This is a genomic window from Lactococcus formosensis (assembly GCF_037892375.1).
Taxonomy (GTDB): Bacteria; Bacillota; Bacilli; order Lactobacillales; family Streptococcaceae; genus Lactococcus; species Lactococcus formosensis.
In genome coordinates this window covers 308,664-327,121 of the sequence record NZ_CP141721.1, presented here as the reverse complement: position 1 = coordinate 327,121, position 18,458 = coordinate 308,664, and the positions used below count along the sequence as shown (strand labels likewise).

Here is an 18,458-nt window from a genome sequence, read left to right as displayed (position 1 = left end):
TTCATGGTAAAATAGAAAAATGAATAGTACAGAAATGACTGATAATCTCAGCATGGAAGAAAAGCTCCAGCAAATGGATGCAGAAACCAAGCGTAAAGAGATTCGAGACAATAAAGCAGCACAGCAAGATACAATGATGCGTGGGACCTTATGGTTTACACTAGCAGATATTTTATCTCGTCTTTTAGGTGCAATTTACATCATTCCGTGGTTTGCATGGATGGGAGAACATAATAATGAAGCGAATGCCCTTTTCTCAATGGGGTATAATATTTATGCACTTTTTCTTTTGATTTCAACTGCTGGTTTGCCTGTAGCTATTGCGCGTGAAGTAGCTCACTATAACGCGATGGGAGATGAAAATCTGAGTAACCGCTTAGTTCGTCAAATCTTTATTTTCATGGTTGGGCTTGGTGTTGTAGCAGCTGGTGTGATGTATATTGGTGCGCCCGCATTAGCAGTCATGTCTGGTGGGGGAGAAAACCTGACAGAGGTGATGCGCTCACTTTCTCTAGCCATTCTTATTTTCCCGGCTATGTCGGTCATTCGGGGATACTTCCAAGGTTTAAACGACATGAAGCCGATAGCATTGAGTCAGATTTATGAGCAAGTCGTCCGTGTAATCTGGATGTTGGTATTTACCTTTATGATTATGAAGCTTGGCTTTTCAGGTGGAGATTGGACACAAGCAGTTGTCCAGTCTACAACAGCGGCCTTTATCGGTATGCTCGGTTCTTGTGCTGTCTTGCTTTGGTATTTGATCAAAAACAATATGATCGGTAAGATCATTAATCCGGGCCCAAGTATTACAAAGATTAGTGCTTGGCGCCTGCTTTCACAAACAATCTATCAAGCTATTCCGTTTGTTGTTATTGGCTCAGCCATTCAAATCTTTAAAATTATTGACCAAGCGACCTTTGTTACGGTAATGCGTTGGGTATCAGACTATAGTGATACACAGCTTTTGGTTTTCTTCTCATACTTTTCTGCTAATACCGATAAGTTGACAATGATTCTCATTGGTGAAGCGATGACTTTAGGCGCTGTGGCCTTACCACTTATTGCTTCTAACTTTGTAAAGAAAAACTACAAAGAAACAGCGCATTTGATTTCTTATGATTTTCAACTGTTTGTGGCCTTTATGTTGCCTGCGGTCTTAGGGATGACGATTTTGGCTGCCCCAATCTATACACTTTTCTATGGTTCGGTAAACAGTTTACAGCTTGCACTCTTTATCTGGGCCGTCCTCCAAAGTTTCTTATTGGCCCTGTACACGATGGTTGCCCCAATCTTGCAAGCTTTGCATTATTCTAAGGTAGCGATGCGTTATTTCATTATCACATTGGTAATTAAATTGATTTTGCAAATACCATCAATTATGATTTTCCACTCTTATGGTCCACTTGTGGCAACAACGATTGCTTTTGGTTATGGAACATGGATTATCATTCGTAAGATTCATGAAGTTACAGGTTTCCGTGTGAAAAGTACATTAAAAGGAATCATTGGAATCTCGATTATTACAGCAATCATGGCTGTTGTTACATTCGTCCTTTATGGATTGATGTCGTTAATCTTACTTCCTCTTGCTCCTGGGCATTTCAAAGCTTTACTTGTAGTAGCTATAGCTGGAGGCGGTGGTTTCTTCACCTACATTTATATTGCAGCCAAGGCAGGTTTACTTGAAAAGTTAATGGGGAGCCGAGGTACAAGACTTCGTCAAAAACTTCATATTTAATAAAAATCTAAATAAAGCAAATTTCAGAATGCAGAGCTGTTCGGAAGTTTGCTTTTTCTTTTATGTTATAATATAAAAAACGTTTTCAGGAGGTTATAATGACACGAATACAAGATGATTTATTTGCAACAGTAAATGCCGAATGGCTTGAAAAGGCGCAGATACCAACTGATAAACCACGTATCTCTGCTTTTGATGAATTGGTATTAGAAAATGAAAAAAACTTAACAGCTGATTTGCAGCACATGTCTGTAGATCTTCCAGAAGATAATCCTGAACTGTTAGAAGCTATAAAGTTTTACAATAAAGCGGGGGATTGGGAAAGTCGTAATAAAAATGATTTCTCTGCCGTTATTAGAGAAATGGATAAGATAACAAGTCTTGATTCGTTCGAGGATTTTCGCACACATTTACTTGATTTAATCTTCCATTCACAAGCCCCTTTGCCTTTCTCAATCAGCGTTGATGCAGATATGAAGGATGCAGTGCATCACTCTTTGGGCTTCACTGGTCCTGGGCTTATTTTGCCTGATACTACTTACTATGAAGAAAATCATCCTCGTAAAGCAGAACTGTTGAACTTTTGGCAAGAGAACTCCAAAGAAATACTAGAGCATTTTGGGCAAAAAAATGCACAAGAAATCGCAGCTAAAGCTGTAGCTTTTGATAGTCTTTTGGTGGAATCAGCAAATACAGCAGAAGAATGGGCTAAATATGCGGAGCTATACAATCCAATTCCTTTTAAAGAATTTGTAAAGCATTTAAAAAATATAGATTTTTATTCATTTATCAAAGGTTTAGTCAACACAGAACCTGATAAAATAGTTGTCTTTGAAAATCGTTTTTATGATTCTTTTGACGAGATTATTAACGAAGAAAATTGGCCCCTGATTAAAGCTTGGATGCTGGTGAAAATCGCGCGTAAGGCAACCGGCTTACTTTCAGATGAATTACGACTTTTAGGGTCTGCATATGGACGTTTTTTATCGAATGTATCAGAGGCAAGGAGTCAAGAAAAACATCAACTCGATATAACGGAGAATTATTTCAGTCAAGTGATTGGCCTTTATTACGGTCTAAAATATTTTGGAGAAGAAGCTAAGTCAGACGTTAAGCACATGACTTCTGAGATGATTAAAGTTTACCAAGAACGCTTAGATAAAAATGAATGGCTTAGTCGTGCAACGATTGATAAGGCTATTGAAAAATTGAGTGCAATTACTGTGTTCATAGGCTACCCGGACAAACTTCCAGAAATATATAGTCGTTTTAAAGTTGGAAATGGGAGTCTCTACGAAGACGCCTGTCATTTTGATGAATTACTCACTGCGCGTCACTATGAAAAATTTAGCGAAGAAGTTGATAAGAGCTTGTGGCATATGCCGGCTCATATGGTTAATGCTTATTATAGTCCCGACAGCAATACGATTGTTTTTCCAGCAGCTATCTTACAGGCACCCTTCTATAGTCTTGAACAATCATCCAGTCAAAACTATGGCGGTATTGGTGCAGTAATTGCACATGAAATTTCGCATGCTTTTGATAATAACGGGGCGCAGTTTGACAAGTATGGTAACCTCAACAAATGGTGGACAGACAAAGATTATGAGGCTTTTGAAAAGAAACAAGAAGAAATGATTGCAGCTTTTGATGGCGTGGCGACCGAAGCTGGCCCAGCAAACGGTAAGTTGATTGTTTCAGAAAATATTGCCGACCAAGGAGGAATCACGGCAGCGATGACTGCTGCGCAAAAAGAAGAAGATGTTAATCTTACAGATTTCTTTAGCCAATGGGGTAAGATATGGCGTATGAAAGCCAGTATAGAATTTCAACAAATGCTTCTTTCAATGGATGTCCATGCTCCAGCGAAATTGCGTGCAAATATTCCACCGACAAACTTAGAAGAATTTTATCAGACATTTGATGTGCAAGAAAGTGATGGGATGTACCGCGCACCTGACCAACGTGTGAAAATATGGTAAAAGAATTTGCAGATCTTAAGCCAGAAACCCAGCGGATACTTCGGGAAATCAAAGCAGTTCCCTACGGGCAAGTGAGCTCCTACAGAGATATCGCACTGCGGGCAGGCCTTATAAATGGTGCGCGGCAAGTTGCAAGAGTGCTTCATGGTTTATCAGAGAGACATCGTTTACCCTGGTGGCGAATCATCAGATCGGATGGCACTATAGGCTTGCACGGTGAGGGACGTCTAGAACAAATTCGTTTGTTAAAATTAGAAGGTGTTGAAGTGTCGGACAAAGGCAAAGTTAGACCGAAAGAAAAGTATTTCAAAGGTGTTTAGACCTTGTAAATACAGTCGATAAATGATATAATATAGGGTAATGGTTTGTCGACAAATTCTGTGGGAAATATTGTCCCCACGGGTTTTGTAAGCAACGAAACGTCAAGTTTTCGTTGCTTTTTTGCCGTTTCTGAACTGTAAAAAATCTAAAAAGTAATGAAAAAGACAAACTACTGACTTTTCAGAATTTTTCATAAGAAACTTAAAAACGACAAATCTTGTATAACACATCCAGAAAAACTGGAAAAATAGAATGAGGAGAATCAACTTGGCAGGACATGACGTAAAATACGGTAAACACCGTACAAGACGCAGTTTTTCACGAATCAAAGAAGTAATTGGTTTGCCGAACTTGATCGAAGTTCAAACAGCAAGTTATCAAAACTTCCTTGACGAAGGTTTGGCTAACGTCTTCAAAGAAATGTTTCCAATTGACAACTTTGCGGGCACAATGGAGCTTGAATTTGTTGGATATGAAATGAAAGCCCCTAAATACACTGTGGATGAAGCCCGTGCTCACGATGCAAACTATTCTGCACCAATCCATGTGACTTTCCGCCTTGTAAATAAAGAAACAGGCGAATTGAAAACACAAGAAGTTTTCTTCGGTGATTTCCCACTTATGACTGAAATGGGTACATTCATCAACAACGGTTCTGAACGTTTGATCGTCAGCCAGTTGGTACGTAGCCCAGGTTCATACTTCCACCTTAAAACAGATAAAAATGGTTTGGAATCTTATGGTCATACAACTATTCCTAACCGTGGTGCGTGGTTTGAATTAGATACAGACGCTAAAGGTGTTGGTTATGTACGTATTGACCGTACACGTAAGTTGACATTTACAACAATGTTGCGTGCACTTGGTTTTGGTAGTGACGATGAAATCCTTGAACTTATGGGACCAAGTGAACTCCTCAATACAACATTGGGTAAAGATGTTCACAAAAACCCATCAGACACTCGTGTTGAAGAAGCGCTTAAAGACATCTATGATCGCCTCCGTCCTGGTGAACCTAAAACAGCGGACAGCTCTCGTGGACTTTTAATTGCACGTTTCTTCGACCCACGTCGTTACGACTTTGCACCTGTAGGTCGTTATAAATTTAATAAAAAACTTGCCCTTAAAAACCGTATCCTTGGTTTGACATTGGCAGAACCAATCGTTGATCCTGAAACAGGCGAAATTCTTGTTGAATCTGATACTCTCGTAACACGTGATGTATTGGATTCTATCGAAAATCTTTTGGATAATGGTCTCAATACAACAGTTTATCAACCATCTGACGATGCTGTTATCCCTGAACCAATTGAACTTCAAACATTGAAAGTTTACTCTCCAAAAGATCCAGAACGTGTCGTGACATTGATTTCTAACGGTCAAATTCCTGCTGAAAACCGTGTGTTGATGCCAGCAGATGTGATTGCTAATATCAACTACTGGTTAGGTCTTTCTGAAGGTATTGGTAAGGTTGACGATATTGACCACTTAGGAAACCGTCGTATCCGTTCAGTTGGTGAATTGCTTCAAAACCAAGTACGTATCGGTCTTTCACGTATGGAACGTGTTATCCGTGAACGTATGTCATCTTCTGAAAATGAAAATATGACACCTCAAGGATTGATTAACATTCGTCCTGTAACAGCTGCAATTAAAGAATTCTTTGGTTCTTCACAGTTGTCACAATTTATGGACCAACACAATCCTTTGTCAGAGCTTTCACACAAACGTCGTTTCTCTGCCTTAGGTCCTGGTGGTATCTCACGTGACCGTGCTTCATATGAAGTACGTGACGTTCACTACACTCACTATGGCCGTATGTGTCCGATTGAAACACCTGAGGGACCAAATATCGGGTTGATCAATAACCTGTCTTCTTATGCCAAAATCAATGAATATGGTTTCATCATGTTACCATACCGTCGTATTGATCGCGCAACAGGGACTGTTACAGATGAAGTTGAATACTTAACAGCTGACGAAGAAGACAACTATACAGTTGCCCAAGCTAACTCACCATTGACTGATGACAATAAATTTGTCAACGAAACAGTAATGGCCCGTCACGTTGGTAACAATATCGAAGTTGATGCTTCAACTGCAGATTACATGGACGTTTCACCTAAGCAAGTTATTGCCGTAGCTGCAGCTTGTATTCCTTTCTTGGAAAACGATGACTCCAACCGTGCCCTCATGGGTGCCAACATGCAACGTCAAGCCGTTCCATTGATTGATCCGCATGCACCTTGGATTGGTACAGGTATGGAACATCAAACAGCCCGTGACTCTGGTGCTGCTGTGATTGCTAAACATGATGGTACTGTTGAATATGTAGATGCTGACGAGATCCGTGTACGTCGTACATCAGGTGAGCTTGATATCTATAACATCATGAAATACCGTCGTTCAAACTCAGGGACTTCATATAACCAACGTCCACTTGCTGAACTTGGGGATAAGGTTGAAGCTGGCGATATCATTGGTGATGGCCCATCAATGGAAAATGGAGAAATGGCGCTCGGTCAAAACCCACTTGTGGCGTATATGACTTGGGAAGGTTATAACTTCGAGGATGCCATCATCATGTCTGAACGTTTGATCAAAGATGACGTTTATACATCTATTGCGATTGAAGAGTACGAGTCAGAAACACGCGATACAAAGCTTGGCCCTGAAGAAATCACACGCGAAATTCCAAATATTGGTGATGAAGCCCTTAAAAACTTGGACGAAGACGGTATTATCCGCATCGGTGCTGAGGTTGAAGATGGGGACTTGCTCGTCGGTAAAGTAACACCAAAAGGTGAAACTGATCCAACTCCTGAAGAACGCCTTCTTCGTGCTATCTTTGGTGAAAAAGCACGTGAAGTTCGTGATACATCACTCCGTGTGCCTCACGGTGGTGGCGGTATCGTTCACGATGTACGTGTATTCACACGTGAAAATGGTGATGAATTGCCATCAGGTGTGAACAAGTTGGTTCGTGTCTTCATCTCACAAAAACGTAAAATCCACGTTGGGGATAAGATGGCCGGTCGTCACGGTAACAAAGGTGTCGTTTCAAATATCGTTCCTATGGAAGATATGCCTTACTTACCAGATGGTACACCAATCGACATCATGTTGAATCCACTTGGTGTCCCTTCTCGTATGAATATCGGACAAGTTATGGAGCTCCACTTGGGTATGGCTGCCCGTACATTAGGTATACACATTGCATCACCAGTCTTCGACGGTGCGAGTGATGAAGATATCTGGGATACAGTTAAAGAAGCTGGAATGGCTGATGATGCCAAAACAGTCCTTTACGATGGCCGTACGGGTGAAGCCTTTGATAACCGTATTTCTGTCGGTGTCATGTACATGATCAAACTTTACCACATGGTTGATGATAAACTTCACGCACGTAGCGTTGGTCCTTACTCACTTGTTACACAACAACCGCTCGGTGGTAAAGCACAGTTCGGTGGACAACGTTTCGGGGAAATGGAAGTTTGGGCCCTTGAAGCTTATGGTGCGGCAAATGTCCTCCAAGAAATCTTGACATACAAGTCAGATGATGTTATTGGACGTACACGTGCTTATGAAGCTATTGTTAAGGGTGAACGTATTCCCAAACCAGGTCTTCCTGAATCATTCCGTGTCCTTGTAAAAGAATTACAAGCGCTTGGTATGGATCTTAAAGTCCTTGATGGTGAGAAAAATGTCCTTGATCTTCGTGAACTTGATGATGAAATTGAAGTTCGTCAAGAAAATATTGACATTACGCCAGAAATGCTTGAAGCTCAGGAGCAAATTGTTACTGAAGCAGTGGAAACTGAACAAGCATTGATTAGCGAAGCAAAAGAAGAAAAATAATTGTTCTTTTCTGTGAATACGAAGTTTATTTGGAATAAGAAATAGCTTTTCAGAATAAATTTAAGATAAAAGCCTTTTAAGGTAAACCGCTGTGCAAGTGTGCTAGGCGGTAATGTAGAACTGTATTTTGATGGATAACTTCTATTTTAAAAATAAGTTCTACATTGCTGCCTAATGCACGAGTTTCTGTCTGCTAATTCAAGATTTGCGGGCAAAGTTGTGTTGAAAAAGACACAGCTAGCGGTCTTCACAGGAATGTTATGTCAACGGACAAACATTCAACAGAAAAGAAATAAATACAAAGAAAGTGGAGAAAACATTGGTCGATGTAAATAAATTTGAGAGCATGCGAATTGGTATCGCATCTCCACAAAAAATTCGTTACTGGTCATTTGGTGAAGTCAAAAAACCAGAAACCATCAACTATCGTACGCAAAAACCTGAACGCGAAGGTCTCTTCGATGAGCGTATCTTTGGTCCACAAAAGGACTGGGAATGTGCTTGTGGTAAGCTTAAAGGCGTTTTCTACAAAAACCAAGTCTGTGAACTCTGTGGTGTTCAAGTAACGACAGCTAAATCACGTCGTGAACGTATGGGACACATCGAGTTGGCAGCACCAACTTCACACATCTGGTATTTCAAAGGGATTCCATCACGTATGGGGCTAGCACTTGATATGAGTCCACGTGCTCTTGAAGAAGTTATTTACTTCGCAAGCTATGTCGTTATTGATCCTAAAGAAACAGATCTTGAAAAGAAACAACTTTTGACAGAACGTGAATATCGTGAACAACTTTTGAAAAATGGTTTTGGTTCATTTGTTGCAAAAATGGGTGCAGAAGCTATTCAAGATTTGCTTAACGATGTTGATATTGACGCAGAAGTTGCTGAACTTAAAGAAGAATTGAAAAATGTTAGCGGACAACGACGTGTGAAAATCATCCGTCGCTTGGATGTTTTAACAGCCTTCAAAAAATCTGGTAACAAATTAGCATGGATGGTGCTCAATGTCCTTCCAGTTATTCCACCAGATCTTCGTCCAATGGTTCAATTGGATGGTGGACGTTTTGCCACATCTGATTTGAATGATCTTTACCGTCGTGTTATCAACCGTAACAATCGTTTGAAACGTTTGATGGAGCTTAATGCCCCTAATATTATCGTCCAAAATGAAAAACGTATGTTGCAAGAAGCTGTTGATACATTGATTGACAATGGTCGTCGTGGTCGTCCAATCACAGGTGCCGGTAACCGTCCACTTAAATCTCTCAGCCATATGCTGAAAGGTAAACAAGGACGTTTCCGTCAAAACTTGTTGGGTAAACGTGTCGACTACTCTGGTCGTTCAGTTATTGCAGTTGGTCCAACACTTAAAATGTACCAATGTGGTGTCCCACGTGAAATGGCGATCGAACTCTTCAAACCATTCGTAATGTCTGAACTGGTTAAACGTGAAATGGCTGCCAACATCCGTGCGGCTAAACGTAAAGTTGAACGCCAAGATGCTGAAGTTTGGGATGTCCTTGAAGAAGTTGTTAAAGAACACCCTGTTCTCCTTAACCGCGCACCTACGCTTTACCGTTTAGGTATTCAAGCCTTTGAGCCAGTACTTATTGATGGTCGTGCAATGCGTTTGCACCCGCTGGCTTGTGAAGCCTACAATGCCGACTTTGACGGTGACCAAATGGCGATTCACGTGCCATTGTCAGAAGAAGCGCAAGCTGAAGCACGTTTGCTGATGCTTGCTGCTGAACACATCCTTAACCCTAAAGATGGTAAACCAGTCGTTACACCTTCTCAAGATATGGTCTTGGGTAACTACTACTTGACAATGGAAGCAAAAGGACGTGAAGGAGAAGGTATGATCTTCTCTAATCCTGAAGAAGTTGAAATTGCAATGCGTAATGGTTATGTTCACTTACATACACGTATCGGTATTGCAACTCAATCAATGAATAAACCTTGGACAGAGTTCCAAAAAGGTAAAATCTTGATTACAACGGTTGGTAAAGTAATGTTTAACGCAATCATGCCAGAAGGGAATGAAATTTATCCAGAGGGTATGCCTTACTTGAACGAAAATACCGACGAGAATATCACTACTCAAACGGATGACCGTTTCTTTATGGAACCTGGTGAAGATATTCACAAACGTTTAGCTGAGATTGACACAGTATTGCCATTCAAGAAAAAACACTTGGGTAATATTATCGCTGAAGTCTTCAAACGTTATCGTACAACAACAACATCTGAGTTCCTTGACTTGCTCAAGAACTTAGGTTACCACCAATCAACATTGGCTGGTTTAACAGTTGGTATTGCGGATATCCCAGTGGTTCCTGAAAAAGCAGAAATCATTGGTGCAGCACACAAACGTGTAGAACAAATTACTAAACAATTCCGTCGTGGTTTGATTACTGATGATGAGCGCTACAATGCGGTTACTGATGTTTGGCGTGGTGCAAAAGATACACTTGAAAAACGCTTGATTGAAGAACAAGATTTGACTAACCCAATCGTTATGATGATGGACTCTGGTGCCCGTGGTAACATTTCCAACTTCTCACAATTGGCCGGTATGCGTGGTTTGATGGCTGCTCCTAACGGACGTATCATGGAATTGCCTATCATTTCTAACTTCCGCGAAGGTCTTTCTGTCTTGGAAATGTTCTTCTCAACTCACGGTGCGCGTAAAGGTATGACCGATACAGCCCTTAAGACTGCCGACTCTGGTTACCTTACACGTCGTTTGGTTGACGTCGCTCAAGACGTTATCATCCGTGAAGTCGACTGTGGTACAGACCGTGGACTCTTGATTTCTGATATTGCTACTGGTAAAGAAATGGTAGAACCATTGGTTGAACGTCTTGAAGGACGTTACACACGTAAAACAGTTGTACATCCAGAAACTGGTGAAGTAATTATTGGCGATGATCAATTGATTACAGAAGATATCGCGAAGCAAATCGTTGCTGCGGGTATCAAAGAAGTTACAATCCGTTCAGTATTTACATGTAAAACACCACATGGTGTATGTAAACACTGTTACGGTAAAAACTTGGCAACAGGTGAAGCCGTTGAAGTTGGTGAAGCTGTTGGTACAATCGCCGCTCAATCAATCGGTGAACCTGGTACACAGTTGACAATGCGTACATTCCACACGGGTGGTGTTGCGTCAAGCTCAGATATCACTCAAGGTTTGCCTCGTGTACAAGAAATCTTTGAAGCACGTAATCCTAAAGGGGAAGCAATCATTACCGAAGTTACTGGTACGGTTGAATCTATTGTGGAAGACGCTGCGACACGTACACGTGAAATTACAGTTAAAGGTAAAACAGATACACGTTCATACACAGTATCAATGGCCGATGTACTTATGGTTGAAGAAGGTGAATTTATCCATCGTGGTCACCAATTGATCCAAGGTTCAATTGAACCTAAGCACTTGCTCCAAGTACGTGATGCTTTATCTGTTGAAACTTACTTGCTCGGTGAAGTTCAAAAAACTTACCGTTCACAAGGGGTTGAAATCGGGGATAAACACATCGAAGTTATGGTTCGCCAAATGCTTCGTAAAGTCCGCGTAATGGATACTGGTGATGTTGATATCTTACCTGGTGGACTTATGGATATTTCTGACTTTGAAAAAATCAATGAAGAAGCTCTCCTTTCAGGTAAAACACCAGCTACAGCGCGTCCTGTACTTATGGGTATTACTAAAGCATCATTGGAAACAAATTCATTCTTGTCTGCCGCATCTTTCCAAGAAACTACACGTGTCTTGACTGATGCTGCAATCCATGGTAAAGAAGATCACTTACTCGGTCTTAAGGAAAATGTTATTATCGGTAAGATTATTCCTGCTGGTACAGGTATGTTCCGTTACCGTAATCTTGAACCGTTGTCAGATTTGTCAAATGCTCCTGAAGTAACTGTCTCAGAAACTGAAATTGAAGAAGTAAAATAAAATAAAAAATAGCGATGATGATATCGCTATTTTTTTTGTAAAGAAAAACGGAAGAGAAACTCTTTTAAAGAGGGAATTTTCCGTTTCATTATTAACAAATAATCTTGCGTTTTTCAGAAGTTAGAGTCAAAGTGTCGTTGGCTTGAATCGTGAAGGACTCTCCGTCAATTTGAACAGGCTGAACGGACTGTGAGGTTACTGCGGCTACTGTGGAAACACTATGGTGAAAAAGATTATTCTCTAAGTGTTTGCCTTTAAGCACACTAGGGATTAGCGTAAATATTTTGGGAATACTGTATCTGTCCAACTCGACCAAATGAATTTCTTGACTAAGATTAGTTGCTTCTGGTGCAATTTGAATACCGCCACCAAAATAAGGGTGCTTAGTAAAAGTCAGGAGAAAAGCATTATCAAATTTAAAAGCATTTTTCATGTTATAAACACTAATTTCAAAGGGTTTCTTGGTAAACAAAACATGAAGGGCAGTCAGAAAGTAAGAAAGTCTACCGAGCTTAAGGGAGTTCAAGATGGTTTTCATACGTCCCTCGTTAGTCGCCTTGACAATGGCTGCATCTAAACCGATTCCTACATTATTAAGCGCATAACCGGAGAATGATTGAGACTTATAGTGCATAACGTAAAAGTCTCTAGTCTTGTTATGGCGAATATTCTTGAAGGCTTGAATAGGATCAAAAGAAAGCCCTAAGCTTCTGGCAAAGTCATTACCTGAACCTGAAGGGATATAGCCAAAGGAGAGGTCATCAGGTAAAGCATTGAGAGCCAAAGAAATGGTACCATCACCCCCTAAGATGATAAGTTGGTCATCTGTTGTTTTCTCTTCCAGGATTTTTTGGATAAAAGCTGCTTCTTGCCCAGTATGTTCGGTCGCAAAGAGTTTGTAAGAGAGGCCCTCTTTTTCGAGAAAGGGCAATAAAAGTTTCAATGAACGCTCCCCTTTGCGTGAGCCGGCATTGGGATTGGCAAGAATGTAATAAATCATATCACTATTTTATCAAAAAAATATATTTTAGAGGTAAATAACATAATAATTTCCAATGATACAAAAAGTTTCGTAAGAGTAACAAAGGGGAAGAAAAAATTTTCTGATGAAATGGCAAAAAACGCGAACAGCCTTTTATATGTTATAATTAGAAGAAACAGTTAAATATAAGTAAAAATAATTCTGCAATGAAAATTAAAGGTTATGGTTTTCATTGGGAAGAATTAAGAATAATAGGTTAAAAAATATGCAATACGAAGAAATAAACGAAAAAACAATAAAGATTAGCCTAACCTTCCAAGATTTGGTTGATCATGATGTCAAACTCTCTGATTTTTTTACGAACCAATCAATGGTGGAAAATCTTTTTTATGAGTTGGTAGAAGAGCTAGGACTTGAGGAACGGTTCTCGTCAGGACTTTTAACCTTCCAAATTCAACCTTTCCCTAAAGGGGTGAATATTATTGTTACTGAAGAAAACATCGATATTGATCCCAATAATCTTCCAGATGATCCTGAAGAATTTGAGCAGCTCATGACGGATTTCTTTGGACGTGTGGAAGATTTAAAACAAAATGGCGGAGCAATGGCAGATACAAGTACAACTGAAACTAAAGAAACACAAGTAGAAAACAAACCAGACCCAGATTTTGTCTTCTATTCCCTAGAATTTGAAAATATGTCTCAACTATTGATGGCAGTAAAAAATGTTAAAATCGATGCAGAAGAGTCTGAACTTTATAGCTATCAAGACAAGTTTTACTTGATTATTTTAGATAATCAAAAATCAAAAGGAAAGACAGCTGTAAGTTCCATGCGTGCCCGAATGTTAGAGTACGGACAGGAAACGGCCAACAGTCGCGAAACACTACAAGAATATGGCGAGATATTGATCAACACTCGTGCTTTGGAAGTTCTCTCAAAAATTTAAGATATGATAGATACCATAAAAGAAATCCCGATTAAGGGAATTCCCTTCACAGTTGAGTTCTTCATTGTGCTCTTCGTGACATTCGGAATGTCCCTGGTTTTTACCCCATTAATGACCTTTGTTTCACGCCGGATAGGAGCAGTAGATAAGCCCAATAAGCGACGTGTCAATACGAAAATAATGCCCTCAGCAGGTGGCTTAGCTATTTTTGCATCCTTTGCAATTGCGACTCTTTTTATCCTTCCGATGATTGTTTACCCGCAGCTTCCGCTAATGAGTCCCAAACAGGTGACAGAAGGAATCAAGCCCCATTTAGTGACCTATATTAGCTACATTGCACCTTTTATTGTAGCTGGCGGGATTGTCGTCTTAACAGGACTCATTGATGACATCAAAGAAATTTCTCCTAAGATGAAGATGGCTGGGTTGCTTCTCGCTGCGTCAATCACATGGTTTTTTACCCATGCACGCTTTGATAATCTTAAAATCCCTTTTGGAGGGCCCTTTCTTGAGTTTCCTACTTGGCTATCCTTTATTTTTACGGTTTTCTGGATTGTTTCGATTACAAATGCGGTTAATTTGATTGATGGACTAGATGGCTTAGCCAGTGGTGTCTCCGTGATTTCACTGTTTACCATGGGTATTGTGTCTTACTTCTTTTTACCAGGATCAAGCATCTTCTTACCCATTACCATTTTTACCTTAGTAGCCGCCATTATGGGATTCTTTCCCTATAACTATCATCCAGCGATTATCTATCTGGGAGATACTGGAGCTTTATTTCTTGGTTTCATGATATCGGTTGTGTCGCTGCAAGGTTTAAAAAATGCGACAGCTGTAGCTATCTTGACCCCACTTTTGATTTTAGGAGTACCATTAACAGACACTATCGTGGCAATGGTTCGTCGAAAATTGAACAATCAAAGAATTTCCAGTGCTGATAAAATGCACCTGCATCATCGCTTGATGTACATTGGCTTTACGCACCGTGGTGCCGTATTAGTCATTTATGGCATAGCTGGGATTTTCGCCTTTATTTCATTGATTCTACAAGTTTCAAGTCGGATTGGTGGAATATTCTTAATTATTGCATTACTGCTTGGATTAGGCCTCTTTATTGACTTGGTTGGTATACTTGGTAAAGACCGGCAACCTTTTCTTAATGTTTTGAGGTTTATTGGGAGTTCGGAGTATCGAGAGCAAGTTATAAGCAAGAAACGTAAAAGAAAATATAAACATGACAAAACAGAACGGAAATGAGCTTTTCGTCTGTTTTTTTTGTTATAATGGAGGGTGAAGTGTAAAAGATATTTTACTTATGAATTGAAGGAGTTAGAATGGCAACTTTAGAAATTAAAAATCTTCATGTAAGTATTGAAGACAAAGAAATCCTTAAAGGTGTAAACCTTACAATTAACACTAATGAAGTACATGCAATCATGGGCCCAAATGGTACAGGTAAGTCAACCTTATCGGCTGCAATTATGGGAAATCCAAGTTACACGGTTACTGAAGGAGAAATTCTCTTTGATGGCGAAAATGTCCTTGAACTAGAAGTCGATGAACGAGCACGTCTCGGGTTATTTCTTGCGATGCAATACCCGTCAGAAATCCCAGGTATTACAAACGCTGAATTTATGCGTGCAGCCATCAATGCTAAACGTGCAGAAGATGACAAGATTTCTGTAATGGATTTCATTAAAAAATTGGATAAAAATATGGAATTACTTAACATGAAAGAAGAGATGGCGGAGCGTTACCTCAATGAAGGCTTCTCTGGTGGAGAGAAAAAACGAAATGAGATTCTCCAACTCTTGATGTTAGAACCAACTTTTGCTATTTTGGATGAAATTGACTCTGGGCTTGATATTGATGCCCTTAAAGTAGTCTCAAAAGGTGTGAATGCTATGCGTGGTGATAGCTTTGGTGCTCTTATCATCACCCACTATCAACGTTTACTCGACTATATTACTCCAGATGTTGTCCACATCATGATGGAAGGCCGTGTCGTTATGACAGGTGGAGCCGAACTTGCGAAACGTCTTGAAAAAGAAGGTTATGCTAAAATCTCTGAAGAATTAGGGATTGAATATAAGGAAGAAGCATAAGTTGAGGTCGTGTAAGTCATTAGGACAGAAAGTCTTAAATGACCAAACACATCATGGAGATACAATTAAATGAATGAAAAAATAAAAAATTTCTCGCTCATGCATGCTGAACCAAATTGGTTATCAGAACTCCGTCAAACAGCTTTTGAAGCTATGACAGAGTTAGAGATGCCTAATATTGAGCGCGTGAAATTCAATCGTTGGGGCTTGGATAATACAGAGATAGGGGATTCTGAGCCAAGTGGAAACGTACCAAGCTTTACAGAATTGCCTAACCATCCACTTTTGGTACAAGTGGGAAGCCAAAATGTTATGGAACAAATGCGCCCAGATTTGGCTGAAAAAGGTGTTATTTTCACTGATTTTGCTTCAGCAATGGAAGAAATTCCTGAGATAGTCGAAACTTATTTCGGCAAGGCTGTGAGTTATAAAGAAGATCGCTTAGCAGCAAGTAATGTTGCCAGTTTTAATTCTGGTGCAGTCTTGTATATTCCGGATAATGTCGAAATTGATGTCCCTGTAGAAGCAAAATTCTATCAAGATTCTGAGTCAGATTTGCCTTTCAATAAGCATATCTTAATTATTGCTGGTCGCAACAGTAAGCTTGATTATTTGGAACGTTTAGAGAGTATCGGTGACGGGAACGTTAAGGTTACAGGAAATATTTCTATCGAAGTCATTGCCCTTGAAGGTGCACAAGTAAAATTTGCTGCAATTGATCGTTTAGGGGAACATGTGACAGCTTATATCAGTCGCCGCGGTCATTTAGCAAATAATGCCACAATCGATTGGTCTATCGGAACAATGAATGATGGCAACGTTATTTGTGACTTTGATAGTGATCTTAAAGGTGATGGCAGTCATTCACAAATCAAAGTTGTTGGATTATCTATGGGAAAACAAATCCAAGGGATTGATACTCGTGTGACAAACTTTGGCCGTAATTCAGTAGGACATATCTTGCAACATGGTGTTATTCTTGATCGAGGCACATTGACTTTTAACGGAATAGGTCAAATCATGCGCGGGGCTAAAGGGGCGGATGCGCAACAAGAAAGCCGAGTATTAATGCTTTCAGACCGTGCTCGTAGTGATGCCAATCCTATTTTGCTGATTGAGGAAAATGACGTAACTGCAGGACACGCAGCTTCTATCGGTCAGGTCGATCCTGAGGATATGTACTATCTTATGAGTCGAGGCTTAGATGAAACAACAGCCAAACGTCTTGTTATTCGAGGTTTCCTCGGTGCAGTTGTGACTGAGATTCCAATTAAAGCTGTTCGTGATGAATTCATCTCTATTATTGAGAGAAAGTTGGCAATCTAATGATTGACTTGAAAAAAGACTTTAAAATTCTTAATCAAAAAGTTAATGATGAACCATTAGTCTACTTGGACAATGCAGCCACCACCCAAAAGCCACAGCAGGTGTTGGATGTTTTGATAAACTATTATGAGCATGATAATGCCAATGTTCATCGCGGGGTTCATACCCTTGCAGAGCGTGCAACTGCAGATTATGAGGCGGCACGTGAGAAGGTTCGAAAGTTTATTCATGCTGCGTCTACGAAAGAAGTATTGTTCACTCGTGGAACAACAACGAGCTTAAACTGGGTTACAAAGTTTGCAGAGCAAGTCTTAATAGCAGGTGATGAGATTATTATTTCTGTTGCGGAGCACCATTCAAACTTTGTCCCTTGGCAACAAGTCGCTGAAAAAACAGGGGCTCTTTTGAAGATTGTTTATCTGAAAAACGGTGCTTTGGACATTGATGACTTAAAGGAAAAACTGACTGCCAAAACAAAGTTTGTAAGTTTAACCCACGCCTCAAATGTTTTAGGGTCGATTACTCCGATTAAGGAAGTTGCTGAGTTGGTCCATCACTACGGTGCTTACTTTGTTGTCGATGGCGCCCAATCTGTCCCGCATATGAAAATTGATGTCCAAGACTTGGATGTGGATTTCTTTGCTTTTTCGGGTCATAAAATGTGTGGTCCAACAGGAATTGGTGTTCTCTATGGAAAAGAGGCTTTACTGGATCAAATGAACCCTATCGAGTTTGGTGGGGAAATGATTGATTTTGTCTATGAAAGTCATTCGACATGGACAGAGTTACCGTGGAAATTTGAGGCAGGCACGCCAAATATTGCTGGTGCTATTGCGCTCGGTGCAGCCATTGATTACCTTGAAACAATAGGAATGGACGTTATTCATCGCTATGAGCAAGAGCTTGTGGCCTATGTTATGCCTAAACTAAAAGCGATTGACGGTTTAGAAATTTATGGACCAGAAGCAGTAGAAGAGCGAAGTGGTGTGATTGCTTTTAATATTCAAGGTCTTCATCCTCACGATTTAGCAACGGCCTTGGATATGGAGGGTGTTGCTGTACGCGCTGGTCATCATTGCGCACAGCCTTTGTTGAATTACCTTGGCCAATCATCAACAGCACGCGCAAGTTTTTATATTTATAATACGAAAGAAGACTGCGATAAACTTGTGGATGCTCTTTTGAAGACAAAAGAATTTTTCGGCTTATAGTATTAAGAAAAACGGA

General features: G+C 40.1%; 11 protein-coding genes. 10 read left to right on the top strand and 1 reads right to left on the bottom strand.

Features of this window, described 5'->3' with window-relative positions; translation table 11 throughout:
* Positions 1–19: 19 nt before the first annotated feature.
* From VNN39_RS01585 to rpoC, 5 genes are all read left to right on the top strand, one after another.
* Positions 20–1,738 (top strand): putative polysaccharide biosynthesis protein, encoded by a 1,719-nt coding sequence (locus VNN39_RS01585; protein ID WP_017368835.1) that lies wholly within the window; start codon positions 20–22, stop codon positions 1,736–1,738.
* Between the two features lie 98 nt (positions 1,739–1,836).
* On the top strand, positions 1,837–3,720 hold the full coding sequence (locus VNN39_RS01580; RefSeq protein ID WP_338997742.1) for a M13-type metalloendopeptidase: 1,884 nt from the start codon (positions 1,837–1,839) through the stop codon (positions 3,718–3,720).
* Positions 3,714–4,040 carry an MGMT family protein gene (locus VNN39_RS01575; protein ID WP_165711426.1) on the top strand — a complete coding sequence of 109 codons (327 nt, stop codon included), beginning with the start codon at positions 3,714–3,716 and terminating at the stop codon, positions 4,038–4,040. Before VNN39_RS01580 ends, VNN39_RS01575 begins: the two co-directional genes overlap by 7 nt.
* A gap of 268 nt (positions 4,041–4,308) precedes the next feature.
* Complete coding sequence (gene rpoB, locus VNN39_RS01570; protein WP_339007172.1) at positions 4,309–7,899, top strand: DNA-directed RNA polymerase subunit beta; 3,591 nt, start codon at positions 4,309–4,311, stop codon at positions 7,897–7,899.
* Between the two features lie 319 nt (positions 7,900–8,218).
* Positions 8,219–11,866: a DNA-directed RNA polymerase subunit beta' gene (gene rpoC, locus VNN39_RS01565; RefSeq protein ID WP_339007170.1), complete on the top strand. Its 3,648-nt coding sequence runs from the start codon at positions 8,219–8,221 to the stop codon at positions 11,864–11,866.
* A 91-nt stretch (positions 11,867–11,957) separates the two neighbouring features.
* On the opposite strand, the gene VNN39_RS01560 is transcribed toward rpoC, so the two are convergent.
* Positions 11,958–12,866 carry a diacylglycerol/lipid kinase family protein gene (locus VNN39_RS01560; RefSeq protein ID WP_096368633.1) on the bottom strand — a complete coding sequence of 303 codons (909 nt, stop codon included), beginning with the start codon at positions 12,864–12,866 and terminating at the stop codon, positions 11,958–11,960.
* A gap of 247 nt (positions 12,867–13,113) precedes the next feature.
* On the opposite strand from VNN39_RS01560, the gene VNN39_RS01555 reads away from it, so the two are divergent.
* The 5 genes from VNN39_RS01555 to VNN39_RS01535 all read left to right on the top strand — a co-directional run bounded on the left by VNN39_RS01555 (position 13,114) and on the right by VNN39_RS01535 (position 18,442).
* Positions 13,114–13,797 carry an adaptor protein MecA gene (locus VNN39_RS01555; RefSeq protein ID WP_165714337.1) on the top strand — a complete coding sequence of 228 codons (684 nt, stop codon included), beginning with the start codon at positions 13,114–13,116 and terminating at the stop codon, positions 13,795–13,797.
* Between the two features lie 3 nt (positions 13,798–13,800).
* Complete coding sequence (locus tag VNN39_RS01550; protein WP_096368631.1) at positions 13,801–15,057, top strand: glycosyltransferase family 4 protein; 1,257 nt, start codon at positions 13,801–13,803, stop codon at positions 15,055–15,057.
* 77 nt (positions 15,058–15,134) lie between these two features.
* Entirely contained in the window at positions 15,135–15,905 is a 771-nt protein-coding gene (gene sufC, locus VNN39_RS01545) for a Fe-S cluster assembly ATPase SufC (protein ID WP_017368843.1), read from the top strand.
* A 69-nt stretch (positions 15,906–15,974) separates the two neighbouring features.
* Positions 15,975–17,231, top strand: coding sequence for a Fe-S cluster assembly protein SufD (sufD, locus tag VNN39_RS01540; protein ID WP_165713159.1), 1,257 nt, complete (start codon positions 15,975–15,977; stop codon positions 17,229–17,231).
* Positions 17,231–18,442, top strand: coding sequence for a cysteine desulfurase (locus VNN39_RS01535; RefSeq protein ID WP_338997740.1), 1,212 nt, complete (start codon positions 17,231–17,233; stop codon positions 18,440–18,442). Before sufD ends, VNN39_RS01535 begins: the two co-directional genes overlap by 1 nt.
* Positions 18,443–18,458 lie beyond the last annotated feature (16 nt).